Here is a 15,758-nt window from a genome sequence, read left to right on the forward strand (position 1 = left end):
GGACGTCCTAGACGACGGGGTAGACGGCCAGGCGGCAGCCGGACTTGCCGTTCGGCCTGAAGGCCAGGCTCTGCTATATCGAGGCGTCCTCTGCCTCGTGACCAGAGAGCGGAGGCCGACGGCGTCGTCGCAGTCGGCCACGGTCTGCGCCCAGTCGGTGAACCCGCCCGTGAACTCACGGTAGTTGTGCGTGACGCAGACGAGGAGGTCGAAGTCCCCCCTTCCTGTCGGCCCCCACAGGGCAGGTGGCCATGCACAACTTGCACTCCACGCAGGGAGTGAGGTCCAGCGCGTCCTGTACTCGCTCACCTCGGCGTCTACGAGGACGGTGGCCAGGAGCACGAAGTTGCCGAAACGAGGGTGCATGGCGTTGCCGTGCGGGTCCAACGCTGTTTGACTGCGGCAGACGCTTCGGCAGCCGCGAGAGACCAACTGGTCCTCGTACCGGGCGATGCCCAAGGCGCCTGTCAGGGCGGTCGGACGGTGGTGAACCGGAAGGCGACAAGGTACCCGACGGGCGCGAGGCGGTGCTGTAGGCACGCATACCGGCCGAGCATTCGGCGCCGGAGGGCCCATCGCACTACTGGTCGGCAGGCGTCAACTCGGCGGCCTTGAGTATCCGCTCCAACGACAGTCGCGCGGGTTCAGGACTCGAGGAATTCAAGCGCTCTTGTCACGAATTCATCGTGGTACTGAAAGATTCCTCCGTGTCCGGCATCCGGGTAGAGGGGGACAAGTTGGCTCTGGGGCAGACGTGCGGCCAGGTCGAGTGTGTTCCGGCTGGGCACCATCCGATCGTTCTCACCGTTTGCCACGAGTACCGGTTGACGAATGTCCGACAGGTCTGACGGCGCCTGGCGGCCCCACCGTTTGATGGCCTTCAACTGGGCGCGGAACGAAGGCAGCGAGATGTCTTTGTCGCGGTTCTGTGTGCGCTCCTTCAGCCGTTCCAGGAAGGCGCGTCCGGCCCGTCGGCCGCCTGCGGTTTCGGTGAAGAAGAGGGAGAGCTTGGGATCCTGGCGGGTCAAGGCGCCTTTGAGCGTGGCCTGGATGGTGAGTGCCGGGACCTTGTCGATGCCGGGGCCTCCCGCGGGGCCCGTGCCGGCGAGGATGACCTTGCGGACGAGGTGCGGTTCCTCTTCCGCGATGACCTGTGTGATGAAGCCCCCCATCGACAGGCCGAGCAGATCGACCTGGTCGAACCCGAGGGCTCGGATGAACAGGACCGCGTCACGAGCCATCGCCTCGATCGTGTCCGGCGTGGAGCCACCCGATCCGCCCACCCCGCGGTTGTCGAAGGTGATGACCCGACGTCGCGCGGCGAGTCCGTCGACGACGCGCGGGTCCCAGTTGTCCAGGGCCCCGGCCAGGTGCATCAGGAGGATCAGCGGCACGCCGCCCTCGGGGCCGAGTTCCCGGTAGGCGAAGTCCTCGCCGCGAACGGACACGGAGCGGGTCGGCGCGTTCTTGTACGACGGCATCGAGGGGGAAGGAGAATTTCGCGGTGTGGTCATGTCCGGGTCTTTCTGTAGCGGTTTCAGGGCACTTCTGGCTGCCGCGGGCGGCGTCGTTCGGGTGCTCGTGGAGGACCTTGACTGGCCGGCAGGACTGCTCCCTCACGTCATCTTGACGACGACCTTGCCAGCCTTCGCGCGCCCCGCTTCGACGTGCTCCAGCGCCTCTCGGGTCGACTCGAACGGGAAGACGGTGTCGATGACGGGTCGGATCGTGCCGGACTCGATGAGAGGGGTGAGCTCGCGCAACTGGTCCCCACTGGCCGTCATGAACAGGAACGAGTACGTCACGTTGCGGCGCCGGGCGCGTCGTCGGATCCGGAGACTCAGCGCGGACATCACCAGTCGGATGACCGGATTCGCTCCCAACTCCCTGGCGAACGCGGCGTCGGGAGGGCCCGCGACACTGATCACCTTCCCGCCGGGCTTGAGCACGTTCAAGGACTTCGTGAGCGTTTCGCCGCCGAGGGAGTCCAGGACGACGTCATAGTCGTGCAGCTCCGTCTCGAACGCCTGCTTCTTGTAGTCGACGACAACGTCCGCACCCAGACGCTTCACCAGGTCGACGTTGGCCGTGCTCGTGGTCGTCGCCACGTGCGCACCCAACTGCTTCGCAAGCTGGATGGCGATGGTGCCCAGGCCGCCGGAACCCGCGTGGATGAGGACCTTCTGGCCCGGCTGGATGCGTGCCCGCTCGACCAGTACCTGCCACGAGGTCAGGGCGACCAGGGGAAGGGACGCTGCCTCCTCCATGGTGAGTGTGGCGGGCTTGATCGCCACGTCGTCCTGGTGCACCGCGATGAGTTCGGCGAACGTGCCGATCCGGTCCTTGTCGGGCCGCGCGAAGACCTCGTCGCCCACGGCGAACCGCGTGACGGCCGCACCCACTTCGACCACCACTCCGGCCAGGTCGTTGCCCAGGACGAACGGGACCCGGTAAGGAAGGATCGCTTTCATCTTCCCGTCCCGGATCATGCGGTCGAGCGGGTTGATGCTCGCGGCCTGGATCCGGATCAGCACGTCGTCCGCGCCCGCCTTCGGGTCCGGCACCTCGCCGACGCGCACGCCGGCCTTGTTGCCGTAGCGCTCTACCGTGAATGCCCTCATCGTCGTCTCCGTATCATGTCCGCAAGCGGACCGGGGTGCTGTTCGGCCCGGGCTGGTCCGGGTAGTGGACGGTAGTTCGTGCTGGTGTGCGATCTTTTATGCAGCGGGTTTTGCGGGTGGCGGGGCTCTTGGTGCTGACTTTCGGGGGGCCTCGGTGATGAGCGCATCCGAGGGTGTGGCGTCCGGCATCTGCCGAGGTCGGTAGAACCTTCCACGGTTGCCCTGCGCGTGTCGTGGATGCCACGGTCGGACCGTGTGGCGGGCGATGATCAAGCTTCATTGAATTACATTCATAATGCTATGTGGCGGGTCGGTGGACCGCAAGGGGACCCGTTGCTCTCGGGGCTGCCGCGGTGTGCCGACCGGGTGTAAGAGGGTGAGATCTGTGGTGCGGATGCGTGCGTTCCCTGGGTACGTCAGGTCGAGGTCCTCGCGTGCTCATGCTCGACGCCGAGCAGGGCGAAGGCGTTGCGGATGCCCTGTTCGAGCAGCTCATCGGCGAGCTGCCTGTCGGTGAGGGCTCGGGAGAGCTGCAGCGTGCCGGCCATCATGGCGTAGGTGCTGAGTGCCTTGGTGCGGACCGAGGGCGGATCGTCGGGTGCCAGGCGGGCGGCGATACCGTCGATGACCATCAGTATGCCGTCGGTGTACGCCTGCCTGGTCGGATCTGTGCAGCGCCGGATTTCGTCGAGCAGGGCGGCGGAGGGGCAGCCGTCGTCGGAGCTGTCCCGGTGCTGGGCGGAAAGGTACCACCGCACGATCTGCTCAAGTCCCGCGCGGCCGGGTGCCGCCTGAGCGACGATGCTCGCGTTCTGTGCCTGCAACTGGTCGGCGACCGCGGTCGCCACGAGGTCGTCCTTCGATATGAAATGGGTGTAGAAGGCGCCGTTGGTGAGCCCCACGTCCTTCATGAGGGTCGAGATGCCCGAGCCGTCGATGCCGTCCCGCTTGAACCGGCGTCCGGCCGCCTCGATGATCCGTTGCCTGGTTGCCTGCTTGTGATCATTCCCGTATCGCACCGTGCGCTCCTTCGCTCGCCGGAGGGGTTGCTTGCTCTCCGCGGACTCGCTCGCTCTATTGTATTGCGAACATAATTCAATGGCTTGAGGGCCTTGGCGGCTGCTCCGTCGGCGGCGAGGTGTCGTGCCTGGAGACTGGGCCTCGCATCCCCTCGTGGCGGGTCATCTCGTCGGCGGCTCGGGGGCGTTCGCGGCGCGCCGCGGAGTGTGGATGGTCGCCGGGACTCACTTGCGCCCGTCGTCTCCCATGCATAGTATTATGAGCGTAATTTAATTTTCCATCCCGGAAGGTGCCGCCCTTGCGCTCGGCAAGGCGGACTCCGAGGTGGTCGGAACGAGTCGGAAGACACGGGCGTCACCCGTCGCGGCGGCTGATCCACCTCGAAGCAGCCAGTGACGCCTACGTCAACAACGTGGTCGAGCAGGTGATCGATCCGTTCGGGCGGATCTGCGACTTGGCCGACAGCGCCAGCTCAGTACGTCGGGCGCCGGTGAAGAGAACTCCGTCCCGCAGGCCCAGCGCGTCTTCGGTGTGCTGCGTGAGCAGACCCGTGAGAGGTCGCGCACACCCGTCAACAGGAGAAGGACACATCATGAGCACGTATCTGGCAGACAAGGCCGAGGACCTCACCGTCGAGGGCCCCTCCGCGACGTTCACCTACCGGCGGATGGGGCCGCAGGGCGGAGTTCCGCTCGTCCTGCTCAACCGCTTCCGCGGCACCATCGACTGGTGGGACCCGGAGTTCCTGGACTACCTGGCCGCCGACCACGACGTGATCGTGTTCGACAACGTCGGCGTCGGCTACACCGACGGCGAGCCGCGCGACTCCCTCGAAGGATTCGCCCAGGGCGCCATCGAGTTCATCGACGCACTCGGCCTCACGCACGCCGACCTGCTCGGCTGGTCCCTGGGTGGCATCGTGGCCCAGCGTGTCGCCCTGCGACGCCCCGAACTGGTGCGCAAGCTCGTCGTGGCGGGCAGCGGCCCGGCCGGCTGGGTGCCCGGCGCACCGGACTTCAGTGAGAAGGTCCTGGGCATCATGGCCAAGCCCGATGCCGACCTGGAGGACATGCTGTTCCTGTTCTACCCCGAGACGGAGGCGGCCCGTGCCTCCGGGCGCGAGCACTTCGAGCACGTCTCGACCCGGCTCGCCGCGGGCGGCCCCGCGGTCTCCGAGACGGCGGCGCAGGGCATGCTCGCCGCGGCGGCGGCGCTCCTCGCAGCCCCCTTCGACCAGGTACAGGCGGAACTGGAGGCCATCAAGCAGCCCGTCCTCTACGCCAACGGCCTGAACGACGTGATGATCCCCGCCCACAACTCCTACGTAGCGGTCCAGCACCTCGACAACGCCACCCTCGTGCTCTACACCGGCGCCGGCCACGCGTTCCTGTTCCAGTACGCCAAGGCCTTCACTAAGCAGGTGGCCGACTTCCTCGCCGCCTGACCACGTCGATTCCACCGCCGCCCCCGAACGATGCGGGGGCGGCGCTCGCGTGATGGTCGAACGTCACCACCATGAGACCTGGTTGGCAGTCGGTGCGTCCCGTCGATGTGACTTCAGTCGAGAACTTCGCGGAGATGTCCTCTTCGACGTGACGTATGACCGCCAGATGCCGCTTGGCCGCGCGGTTGAGCGGAATACTCACCTGTTCAGGGCTGCAGGCGCTGAACAGGTGAGTATGACCTGCGACGGGCCCGCGGTGGTTCGCTCCGGTGCAGGCTGATGGGCCTTCTGCAACCGGTTCTCCCAGCGATCTCGTGAGGGTCGAGGTCAAGCCGCTGTTGGGTGACCGCTGACGACGCCCATGTCCGGCCCGCGGTCGCCAGTGAGTGAGTCACGGCTTCCTGACGCGACGAGTCGAGACTGCCAGGAGAGCCGATTCGTGATTCCAGCGATGACGTCAGCTCGTTCGGGGCATCGGCTTGCGGGCTCATGGAATTACGGTCATACTTTAATCGTCGACGCGATGCTGAGGGGCTCAACCGCTCAGGGTTCCGACGCCCACGGCCCTTGACCGTCGACCCCGCAGACTGCAGCCGCAGCCGGGAGACGCAGGTAACTGCTCCGCGCCCTCCCCCTCCGTGAAGAAGGGGTTGGCGCCTTTGCAGGAACCCCATGCCGAAGGGCACGACCGTGACTGACTCACAGGAAGTACGGGGCGACGTCGTGACGTCGTACAAGAACGCACCGACCCGCACCATCATCGCCGGGGGAGTGACCTTCGCCTACCGCGAACTCGGTCCCCAGTCCGGCGTCCCGGTGGTCTTTCTCACCCACCTCGCCGCAGTGCTCGACAACTGGGATCCCAGGGTTGTCGATGGCATCGCCGCGAAGCGCAAGGTCATCACTTTCGACAACAGGGGTGTTGGTGCTTCCAGTGGTTCGACGCCGCGCACCATCCAGGCGATGGCGAAGGATGCCGTCACCTTCATCCGGGCGCTCGGCCTCGAGTATGTCGATCTCCATGGCTTCTCGATGGGCGGCATGATCGCCCAGGTGATCGCGCAGACCGAACCGCACCTCGTCCGCAAGCTGATCCTCACCGGTACCGGTCCCGCGGGTGGCGAGGGCATCAAGAACGTGACCCGGCTGTCCCATCTCGACACCGTCCGGGGACTGTTCACCTTTCAGGATCCGAAGCAGTTCCTCTTCTTCACCCGCACGGCCAATGGGCGTCGGGCCGGGAAGGAGTTCCTGGCCCGCCTGAAGGAACGCACCGTCGACCGGGACAAGGCGATCTCCCCGATTTCGTACAGCAACCAGCTCAAGGCCATTCACCGCTGGGGGCTGGAGCGGCGCCACGATCTCTCCGTCATCCATCAGCCTGTGCTCGTCGCGAACGGTGAGAACGACAGGATGGTTCCGACCCAGAACTCGGTCGACCTGGCTCGGCGGGTGCCAAACGGCGAGTTGGTGCTCTACCCGGACGCCGGCCATGGCGGCATCTTCCAGTACCACCGGCAGTTCGTGGAGACGGCTCTCGAGTTCCTCGAACAGCAGTAGGCGCGAAGCGCCGTTGTCGCCTGGGTCGAGGACGTTGCCTCAAAGCCGTGACGCCCTTTGGGCGAGCGGCTTGAGTGTCCGTTCGGAGTTGCCGACCCGCCTGCTTCCCGGTGATTCGCCGATGGCGGGGCGCTGCGGGAAGGCGGACCCAAGACTGGCGTGGTGGACGTCTCCGTCGTTCACGGTCGGCGGCAACGACGGGGCATCGGTCCAGTCTCTCCAGCCGGGCGAAGGCGTGCTCAACGCAAGAACGGGCGCGCCGCGTGGGCGGTTTTGTCCCTCCCTCGCAAGCCGATCGTTCGGCCCGGTCGCGCTCCCGACGCAACGCGATGACCAGGCCGGGGTTCGGGGGCTGCCATTTGTGATGATTGTGGTTCGGGTTGTGAGCTGCCTCCCGGTCACTCCGTGGGGCAGCCGTAGGTGTCCCCCTCACCTCATGAATGCGAGGGCGTTCTCGATCCCCTGCTCAAGGACCTCATCGGCGAACTTCGGGTCGGAGAGGGCGCGGGACAGTTGCAGCGTTCCCACCAGCATGGTGAAAAGCCCGATGGCTGTGCCGCGGGCGGACTTCGGATCCTCAGGTACCAGACGGGCGGCGATCTCATCCACGATGTCCCGCGCGCCGTCGGTGTAGGCCTGCTTGGTCCCGTCCCCGCAGCGGCCGATCTCGTCGAGCAGGGCGGCGGAGGGGCATCCGAGGCCGGGGTGGTCCCGGTGGTCAGGGGACAGATACTCGCGAATGAGGTCTTCGAGTCCCGGGCGGCCGGGCCGCAGGGTGCCGTACTTCGCGACCTGTGAGCGTAGTTCGTCGGTCACGACATGAGCGACGAGGTCGTCTTTGGACGTGAAGTGGGCGTAGAAGGCTCCGTTGGTGAGCCCGGCATCCGACATCAGCGTGGAGATGCCCGAGCCGTCGATGCCGTCCTGCTTGAACCGATGGCCGGCTTTCTCGATGATCCTTTGCCGCGTCACCAGCTTGTGCTCCTTGGTGTAGCGCACCACGAGCTTCCTCCGTTCGCTCCCTGAGGCCGTTGCCTCGCACTCAAGCCTAATCCATGGCCTGATATACGTAATATTATGACCGGCAGGTGATTTCGGCCGCTGATCCGTGATCGTACGGACTGGAGGTCGATGGCCCACGACCGGAGGCGAGCGCCAGGTCCCAGTCAGGCGGTGACTTCCCCGGGCGTGAGGACGGGGTGATCGGCTGAGTACTCGACGACGACGCGGACGGGGGCGTCGCAGTCGGTGTGGGGCGTCCAGCACGGGGCCCTCGGGGCCGAGAGTGCGCCTCTCGCCCCGCCGGCTCAGCGTCATCAGGACAGGCCGCAGGTCCCGGCCTTTGCTGGTCAGGGGGTGGCTGTTGCGGGAGCGACGACGTCGAGCGCGCTGGACGGGACGGTTCTCTGTGCTCGCCGCAAGCCACTCCATATCACTGGGAAGATCCCACGGCCCCGGCGGAAGCCGCCGGACGTAGGGTCGGCATTGACTACCTGTGCGAGCTGCAGGCGGGGCGACTGCCGGGGCTACCCGTCAACTACGCCATCCACTTCACCCTGGACGAGGTGGATCCCGGCAGAGCGGTTTTCTCCCTGACGCCGGGCGAGGAGCGCTACGCCCCGATCGACAAGGTGCATGTCGTCATCTCCGCCACCCGGCTCGACTCTGCGGCGGGTCACCGTGGACGCGGGTACGGTGCGCGCCATCGGCGCGGTTGTCAGCAAGGTCGTTAAGCCGACTTTGCTCAGGCGCAGTTGGTCGACGCGAAAGACCGTGTGTTCACCCGCGCCACCAGCAGCTGCGTGCTCTTCCCGGTGCCTCGCTCTCGAAGGTGAGGCGTCGGTGATGTCTGTGCGGTGATGCCGGACTCCTTCGTCCTGTGTGTAAAACGCCGGGTGCGAGGCGAAACGGCTGCGGCGTACGTCGGTGGCGGCCCCTGGCTCCTCGGGCCGCCGGGCGCCGCAGCTGTGTTGAGGCGCCCGAGGCCGGTGGTTCCCTCGGGCGCCGGGGCCTTCGTCAGGCTTCGTAGGTGGGGTAGTCGGTGTATCCCTCTGCCCCGCCGCCGTAGAAGGTGTTGGGGTCGGGGGTGTTCAGGGGTGCGCCGGCGCGTACGCGCTCGACGAGGTCGGGGTTGGCGAGGGCCATGGTGCCGACGGTGATGACGTCGGCCAGACCGTCCTCGATGTCCTTGGTACGGGTGGGGATGTCAGTACCGGCCCGGTTGAGGATCAGCGTCGTCGGCCACAGCTTGCGGAGAGTGAAGAGGAGTTCCTCGTCGCCGCCGTGTCCTATGTGCAGGTAGGCGAGCTTGAGCGGGGCGAGGGCGTGCAGGAGGTGCGGGTAGAGCTCGTGCGGGTCGCTCTCCACGAGGTCGTTGAGCTGGAAGGGGTTGCCGGGAGAGATCCGGATGCCGGTGCGGCCGGCGCCGATCTCGTCGGCCACTGCCGTGGCGACCTCCACCGCGAAACGGATGCGGTTGTCGAGGGAGCCCCCGTACTGGTCGGTGCGCTGGTTGGCGCTGGGGAAGAGGAACTGGTTGACCAGGTAGCCGTTGGCCCCGTGGATCTCTACGCCGTCGGCGCCGGCCGCGATGGCCGCGGCGGCGGCGCGCCGGAAGTCGTCGACCGTCGCGGCGACCTCCTCGGTGGACAGCTCACGCGGCACCGGCATCTCCTGGAGCCCGGATGCGGTGAACGTCTGGCCCGCCGGCTTGACCGCGGAGGGAGCCACCGGCTGCCGGTGGTGGGGCGTGTTGTCCGGGTGGGCGATACGCCCGGCGTGCATCAACTGGATGACAATGCGCCCGTCGGCCCCGTGTACGGCGTCGGCGACCTTGCGCCAGCCGGCGATGTGTTCCTCGGTGTAGATGCCCGGGGTTACCGGGTAGCCCTGGCCGTCGGCGGAAGGCTGGGTGCCCTCGGTGATGATGAGCGCGTGCGAGGCGCGCTGGGCGTAGTACTCGGCGTTCAGCTCCGTCGGGACGCCGTCCGGGGTGGCACGGCTGCGGGTCAAGGGGGCCATGGCGAGCCGGTGCGGCAGGGAGATCTCTCCGACGACGGTCGGGTTCCACAGGACGTTGGGCATGGGTGATTCCTCAGATGATGGGTGATGGATCGCTGAGAGGCATAGACAGGCACCGTGTGGGCGTGATCGACCGGGGTGACCGGGCATTCCTGTTTCCGAGCCCGATGGCGCACCCGCCATGACCCCTGCCGACCGAGTTACGCCGGCGCCATCCATAGAATTACATTCATAATACTATGTGAGTGTGCGAGCAGTCGCAAGGCCAGGTAGTCCGGGGTGGCGGCCCGCTCCGATGTGAAGCGACACCCCGGTCGACTGGCCAGCCCGCCGTCGGTCAGGCTGCGAGTCAGCCGTTCACGGGGTGTGACCGGGGCTGCGGCGGAGCACAGGGCGCAGGACCTCGATGACGCCGGGGTCGTCCACCGTGGAGGGGATGGACTCGTCGTGACCGTCGGCGATACCGCGCATCGTCTTGCGCAGGATCTTTCCCGAGCGGGTCTTGGGCAGGGCGGCTACGACCGAGACGTCCTTGAGCGAGGCGACGGCGCCGATGCGCTCGCGTACGAGCTGGACGAGTTCGGCCTCGATCACGCTCGGTTCACGGTCGATGTCGGCTTTCAGAACGACGAAGCCGCGCGGCACCTGCCCCTTCAGGGCGTCGGCGACACCGATGACGGCGCATTCGGCGACGTCGGGATGGGCGGCCAGAGCCTCTTCCATGCTGCCGGTGGACAGCCGGTGTCCGGCGACGTTGATGACGTCGTCGGTGCGGCCCATGACGAAGACGTAGCCGTCGTCGTCGATGTGGCCGCTGTCGCCGGTCAGGTAGTAGCCGGCGAAGGCGGACAGGTAGGAGGCGACGTAGCGGTCGTCGTCCTTCCAGAGCGTGGGGAGTGCGCCGGGCGGCAGGGGGAGCTTCACGACGATCGCACCGTCGACGCCTGCGGGCACCGGCCTGCCCGACGCGTCGAGGACGCGGACGTCCCATCCCGGCAGTGGGCGGGTCGGGGACCCGGGCTTGAGGGGAGCCGCCTCGATGCCCACCGGGTTGGCGACGATGGGCCAGCCGGTCTCGGTCTGCCACCAGTGGTCGATCACCGGGATACCCAGAAGCTCGCTCGCCCAGTGATAGGTCTCAGGGTCGAGGCGCTCGCCGGCGAGGAAGAGGTGGCGCAGGCCGGTCAGGTCGTAGCCCGCGGTGAGCGTTCCCCGCGGGTCCTCCTTGCGGATGGCCCGGAAGGCGGTGGGTGCCGTGAACATGGTCTTGACCCGGTACTCGGCGGCAACGCGCCAGAACTGGCCCGCGTCCGGGGTGCCCACCGGCTTGCCTTCGTAGAGGACCGTCGTGGCGCCGACCAGCAGGGGTGCGTAGACGATGTACGAGTGCCCCACGACCCAGCCGACGTCGGAGCCGGTGAACATCGTCTCGCCCGGACCCACGTTGTAGACGGCACCCATCGACCAGTGGAGGGCGACCGCGTAGCCGCCGCAGTCACGCACGACTCCCTTGGGCTTTCCGGTCGTTCCGGAGGTGTAGAGGATGTAGAGCGGGTCGGTGGCGGGGACGGGAACGCAGTCGGCCGGCGGTGCGGCGGCGACCAGGTCCGCCCAGTCGAGATCGCCTGGCCCCAACTCGGCCTGCTCCTGGGGGCGTTGCAGGATCACGCTCTTCTGCGGCTTGTGGATGGCGAGTTCGATCGCCCGGTCGAGGAGCGGCTTGTACGGGATCACGCGCTTGCCCTCGATGCCGCAGGATGCGGAGACGACCACTTTGGGGGCCGCGTCGTCGATGCGGAGGGCGAGCTCGTGCGGGGCGAACCCCCCGAAGACGACCGAGTGGACAGCGCCGATGCGTGCGCAGGCCAGCATCGCGATCGCGGCCTCGGGGACCATCGGCATGTAGATGACCACACGGTCGCCGTGCTCCACGCCGAGCTGCGCGAGTGCTCCGGCGAACGCCGCCACCTCGTTTCTCAGCTGCGCGTAGGTGTAGGTGCGCCGGGTGCCGGTCACGGGTGAGTCGTGGATGAGTGCGGGCTGTTCGCCGCGGCCGGCTTCGACGTGCCGGTCGAGCGCGTTGAAACAGACGTTGAGCCGCCCGTCGGGAAACCAGCGGTAGAAGGGTGCGCCCGATGAGTCCAGGGCGCGTCGCGGAGTGACATCCCAGTCGATGCCCTCGGCCGCCTTCAGCCAGAAGCTCTCCGGGTCTTCGGTACTGGCGCGGAAGACGTCCTCGTACGTTCCCATCGCGCACTCCTTCGTGGCATCGAGGGGCAGGGGTGTGGCGGCGTGCTGAACGGTGTCGGACACAAGTACCGTATGCCGCCGACATGGTCGAGCAGGATGCCGGAGACCATCGGCGTGGTCACCGGCATCGCGGTGGTGCAGCGGGCCCGGCCGGCAGGCCCCGTCGCCAGGTTCAGGTTCTGCTCACGCGCCGAGATGCCGGCGCAGCCACTGGCCCATCTGCCCGATCGCCTGGTTCACCTCGGGCACGCGCCCCGCGCCCAGGACGAACGAGTGCTGTCCTTCGGGCAGTGAGTGGACCTGGGAGGTGACCTTGAAGTCCGCGAGCCGGCGGCCGAGCTCGGCGCCGTCGTCGGCGAGGGTCTCGTACTCGCCGTAGTAGACGATCGTGGGCGGCAGGCTCGTCAGATCGGCGTTCGCGATGCTGATCTCGGGGGCGGCGAAGTCCACCGCGGGATCCTGTAGCCAGGCTCCCCGGAAGAGTTCGAGGGTAGCGCGGCTGAGCATCTTGTCGTTGTCCTCGTTCTCGTCGACCGCCGGGTGCTGGATGGTGAGGTCGGTCCACGGCGAGACGCTGACGATCGCACCAGGGGTGGCCTCGCCCTTGGCGAGGAGGCGTAGCGGCAGCATCACGGCGAGGGTGCCGCCGATCGAGTGGCCCGTGCTGCCGATGTTCCGCGGCTCGTAGCCCTGGGAGAGCAGCCATCGGTAGGCGGTCTCGGCATCGTCGAGCTGTGCCGGGTGGGGGTGTTCGGGCGCCAGGCGGAAGTCGACGACGAGGGAGCGGGCGCCGGCCGCCTTGGCGATGTGGCCGGCGGCCTTGCGGTCCGAGTGCATGGAGGCGGTGACCGACCCGCCGAAGTGGAAGTGGAGGAGTGCGCGGTCGGGGTGGGCGTTTTCGGGGATGCACCAGAGGGCGGGGACGCCGTTCGCGTCGACTTCGGCGTAGGTGACGCCTTCTGGTTCGGTCGAGGCCCGGTGGTTCGTCTCGACGATGTCACGGATGACGGCCAGGTCGAGGCCCGGTGTCGACGACTTCGCGCTCACGCTCTCGAGGAACTGCGCGAACTGCTGAGCCTCTGGGCTTGTTCCCATGGTGGCGCTCCTTCACGGGTCGGTGCCGGTCCGCTTGTTGTGTGCGGCCGGGTGGGTGTGGTGGCCATGACGCTACTGGCTGAGTATATGAAAGTAAACTCAGATGAGGTTGGAATCACTCCATGGGTATATGGACCGAAGTACGTTGGCCGCGCTGCTCCTGCGTGGATCACTCCTGACCTTGATCAACAAGGCCGGAGTCAGTCGAAGGGAACACTGTGGGTCCGATGTGAGGCGGCGTCAGTGTTCAGGAGCATGCAGACGAGAGGGTGGACGGGGACAAAGCGGCCTCCGGTGCTGACGACGACAACACCGGGTCCTCCGGCAGTCCATTTACCTCTACCGTTGCGGATCAGTGGCCTGAGGTCCGGCTGTCTGTCCCGTCAGGATTCTGTGTTGCATGCGCCGAAAATCGAGTTCGGACTCTGCGGGCGAGGTAACGCTGCCGAGCCACCCGAGGACGAACGCCGCAGGCACGGAAACCAGGCCTGGGGTCTGGAACGGATACCAGTCGAAACTTGCTTCCGGCCACAGCGCGAACGCGGTTCCCGAGACGATGGGCGAGAAGACCGTGAGGACGGTGCAGAGCAGCAGTCCCCCGTAGACGGACCACAGCAGTCCTCTGCGGTTGAATCGTTGCCAGAAGAACGAGTAGATCAACACGGGGAAGACGCATGAAGCCGCAACGCTGATCGAGAAAGCGACCAGGAAGTCGGTCGGATACCGGTGGATTGCAGCGGCCAGTGACAGGCCCACCGCGCACACGATGACGGCGGCGACGCGCAGTGCCCGTATCTCTCCGGTCTCGGTGCGTTGGTGCTTGCCTCGCGCGAACACGTCGTGTGCGAAGGAGACGGCGGCAGCGAACGTCACACTGGTCACGGTGGTGAGTACGGTGAGGAAGACGACGCACGCCATGACGGTGATGAGCACGACGCGTCCTGTCGAGCCGTCACGGAGTACGTCCGAGGCCAGCTGGATCGGGGACGACTGCCCAGCGGCGTCGACCGCGCCGATGCCGGTCGCGCCCACCACGGCCGCTGATGCGAAGCCGGTGGTGATCAGGAGCAGGACGAAGGCGCCGACCAGTCCCGTGGCGATACTCATGGATCGCCGTGCCGCGCGCCCGGTGCGGGACGCGCCTATCCGTAGGAGCTGGTGAGGCATCACGGCCGTACCGAGGATGAAGACTATGTGATTGCCGAATGTGTTGAGTGACCCGAGGCTCGCCGTGTACGGCCAGAACCCCGGCCTCAGATAGTCCTCCGGCGCCATGCTCTTGTCCACCGCGGTCGAGAGCAGAGATCCGGGATCCCAGTCGAATTTCCTGAGGGCCATCAATGTGATCACCGCAAGTGTCACCAAGGTGATCGGTACCTTGGCGACGTGCATGAAACTGTTACCCCTCAGACCCGCCACCGCGGCGAAACAGGCGACGAGACAGCCCATCAGAATCGTGCACACCACCTGGGCCCCATCGGTCGATATGCCGATCAGGAGGGCCGCACTGCTGCCGGCGACACGCAGTTGGATGATGAGGAGGGGAATCGTGATGGCCAGCGTCACCGCGGTCGCGGCGATTCGGGGCCCCGAACCCGACGCCCGCAACGAGAAGAGGTCGCCGAGTGTGTAGCGACCGCTGTTGCGTATCCGCTGCGCGAGGAGCAGCAGCACACCGAGCATGATCAGACCGTCGAGGGCGTACGTGAACCCGTCGTAACCGAACAGGGCTATACCCCCGGACACCGCCAACAAGGTGACGACCGAGATCTGCTCGCCGGCCATGGCGAATCCGTTGAAGACCGGGGAGAGGGACCGGTCGGCGACATAGAGCCCCTCCGGGTTCTCCTCCTCCGCTGTGGCGAGCGTGAAGAGCCACAGCAGAGCCACTCCGATGAAGACCAGGAAGGCAATCATCACGGGGCGTCTCGCGTCCGAACCGATGGGGTCGAGTACGCCCGAGCTCAAGATGTCCATGCTCACCGCTTCACCGCCGGGACCCGTTGACGGCGGCGGCATCCGATATCTCGGTGTGGAGCATGCCGGACGTCAGGGACTGTTCGATGGGATCGGACGACCGCGTACTTCGACTCTCGTACACCCAGGCAGTGGCGACGAAGAGTGCGCACTGAAGGATGCCCCACACCAAGCCCAGATTGAGCTTCCCGTACACCGGCACTGCGGGAACGTCGCTGAAGCAGGACAGCGTGATGCCGACGGCGAAGGGAACCGCGTTGACGACAAGGAAGGCGCGCTGCGCACGATGCGCGCTCTCGCGGAGGCTGTCCATGCGTTGCAGCCGCGCGGCATCGTACGTGGGGCGCGGCGTTGGTTGGCGACCAGGGGGAGTCGAGGGGAAGTGCGAGTGCACGGAACCTCCGGGCAGTGAGGGTGGGGAACGGGAACGGCGCAGCGCGCAGCGTTCCGGCGTCGGGGCGGTGATCCGGCCGACGAGGGAATGGGCGATGATCAGCAAGGGTCAACGGGTGTGGGTGCCCCAGTTGAAGCACAACACGCAGCACGGGCCGCGCTGCCGGCATCTGTTGCCACTCGATGCACAGGGTGCTGTGTCGAGGGCCTGGCGAGGGATGCGGACGAAGGCTGGGCACAGACCGCGAAGCCCCAACCGGACCTCGCGAAAACGTGCGCGTACTCACAAGCCGCTGTTGCCGTGATGCGCCATGTTGTGATCAGGAGAATCACGGACTCTGTGATGGCCTGTCAACAGGCTGTGAGATGTGTGCGGT

General features: G+C 66.8%; 11 protein-coding genes. 2 read left to right on the forward strand and 9 right to left on the reverse strand.

What is annotated here, in order from left to right:
• Nucleotides 1-644: 644 nt before the first annotated feature.
• The 3 genes from ACFVWD_RS22405 to ACFVWD_RS22415 all read right to left on the reverse strand — a co-directional run bounded on the left by ACFVWD_RS22405 (nucleotide 645) and on the right by ACFVWD_RS22415 (nucleotide 3,640).
• On the reverse strand, nucleotides 645-1,514 hold the full coding sequence (locus ACFVWD_RS22405; RefSeq protein ID WP_389598343.1) for an alpha/beta fold hydrolase: 870 nt from the start codon (nucleotides 1,512-1,514) through the stop codon (nucleotides 645-647).
• A gap of 102 nt (nucleotides 1,515-1,616) precedes the next feature.
• Nucleotides 1,617-2,621 (reverse strand): NADP-dependent oxidoreductase, encoded by a 1,005-nt coding sequence (locus tag ACFVWD_RS22410; RefSeq protein ID WP_389598344.1) that lies wholly within the window; start codon nucleotides 2,619-2,621, stop codon nucleotides 1,617-1,619.
• A gap of 416 nt (nucleotides 2,622-3,037) precedes the next feature.
• A complete protein-coding gene (locus tag ACFVWD_RS22415; protein ID WP_389598346.1) occupies nucleotides 3,038-3,640 on the reverse strand; it encodes a TetR family transcriptional regulator in 603 nt (200 codons plus the stop codon).
• A gap of 593 nt (nucleotides 3,641-4,233) precedes the next feature.
• On the opposite strand from ACFVWD_RS22415, the gene ACFVWD_RS22420 reads away from it, so the two are divergent.
• Both ACFVWD_RS22420 and ACFVWD_RS22425 read left to right on the forward strand, forming a co-directional pair.
• A complete protein-coding gene (locus ACFVWD_RS22420) occupies nucleotides 4,234-5,085 on the forward strand; it encodes an alpha/beta hydrolase (protein ID WP_351426384.1) in 852 nt (283 codons plus the stop codon).
• Between the two features lie 690 nt (nucleotides 5,086-5,775).
• The gene (locus ACFVWD_RS22425) at nucleotides 5,776-6,645 is read left to right on the forward strand and encodes an alpha/beta fold hydrolase (RefSeq protein WP_389598348.1); all 870 of its coding nucleotides are present in this window, start codon (nucleotides 5,776-5,778) and stop codon (nucleotides 6,643-6,645) included.
• 429 nt (nucleotides 6,646-7,074) lie between these two features.
• On the opposite strand, the gene ACFVWD_RS22430 is transcribed toward ACFVWD_RS22425, so the two are convergent.
• The 6 genes from ACFVWD_RS22430 to ACFVWD_RS22455 form a co-directional block, all read right to left on the reverse strand.
• Nucleotides 7,075-7,647, reverse strand: a complete 573-nt coding sequence (locus ACFVWD_RS22430; RefSeq protein ID WP_389598350.1) for a TetR/AcrR family transcriptional regulator — start codon at nucleotides 7,645-7,647, stop codon at nucleotides 7,075-7,077.
• Between the two features lie 1,014 nt (nucleotides 7,648-8,661).
• Nucleotides 8,662-9,729: an alkene reductase gene (locus ACFVWD_RS22435; RefSeq protein WP_389598351.1), complete on the reverse strand. Its 1,068-nt coding sequence runs from the start codon at nucleotides 9,727-9,729 to the stop codon at nucleotides 8,662-8,664.
• Between the two features lie 294 nt (nucleotides 9,730-10,023).
• Nucleotides 10,024-11,916, reverse strand: a complete 1,893-nt coding sequence (locus ACFVWD_RS22440) for a propionyl-CoA synthetase (protein ID WP_389598389.1) — start codon at nucleotides 11,914-11,916, stop codon at nucleotides 10,024-10,026.
• A gap of 183 nt (nucleotides 11,917-12,099) precedes the next feature.
• Complete coding sequence (locus ACFVWD_RS22445) at nucleotides 12,100-13,011, reverse strand: alpha/beta hydrolase (RefSeq protein ID WP_389598352.1); 912 nt, start codon at nucleotides 13,009-13,011, stop codon at nucleotides 12,100-12,102.
• A gap of 339 nt (nucleotides 13,012-13,350) precedes the next feature.
• A complete protein-coding gene (locus ACFVWD_RS22450; RefSeq protein ID WP_389598354.1) occupies nucleotides 13,351-14,988 on the reverse strand; it encodes a transporter in 1,638 nt (545 codons plus the stop codon).
• Nucleotides 14,989-14,998: 10 nt separating this feature from the next.
• Complete coding sequence (locus tag ACFVWD_RS22455; RefSeq protein ID WP_389598356.1) at nucleotides 14,999-15,301, reverse strand: DUF485 domain-containing protein; 303 nt, start codon at nucleotides 15,299-15,301, stop codon at nucleotides 14,999-15,001.
• Nucleotides 15,302-15,758: the final 457 nt, after the last annotated feature.

Source organism: Streptomyces sp. NPDC058086, from assembly GCF_042885015.1.
Lineage (GTDB): Bacteria > Actinomycetota > Actinomycetes > Streptomycetales > Streptomycetaceae > Streptomyces.

Bases quoted from the DNA above. Each gene is read 5' to 3' on its own strand.
- ACFVWD_RS22410 (WP_389598344.1), bottom strand. From the start codon at position 2,621: ATGAGGGCATTCACGGTAGAGCGCTACGGCAACAAGGCCGGCGTGCGC.
- ACFVWD_RS22440 (WP_389598389.1), bottom strand. From the start codon at position 11,916: ATGGGAACGTACGAGGACGTCTTCCGCGCCAGTACCGAAGACCCGGAG.
- ACFVWD_RS22435 (WP_389598351.1), bottom strand. From the start codon at position 9,729: ATGCCCAACGTCCTGTGGAACCCGACCGTCGTCGGAGAGATCTCCCTG.
- ACFVWD_RS22405 (WP_389598343.1), bottom strand. From the start codon at position 1,514: ATGACCACACCGCGAAATTCTCCTTCCCCCTCGATGCCGTCGTACAAG.
- ACFVWD_RS22445 (WP_389598352.1), bottom strand. From the start codon at position 13,011: ATGGGAACAAGCCCAGAGGCTCAGCAGTTCGCGCAGTTCCTCGAGAGC.
- ACFVWD_RS22450 (WP_389598354.1), bottom strand. From the start codon at position 14,988: ATGGACATCTTGAGCTCGGGCGTACTCGACCCCATCGGTTCGGACGCG.
- ACFVWD_RS22455 (WP_389598356.1), bottom strand. From the start codon at position 15,301: ATGGACAGCCTCCGCGAGAGCGCGCATCGTGCGCAGCGCGCCTTCCTT.
- ACFVWD_RS22420 (WP_351426384.1), top strand. From the start codon at position 4,234: ATGAGCACGTATCTGGCAGACAAGGCCGAGGACCTCACCGTCGAGGGC.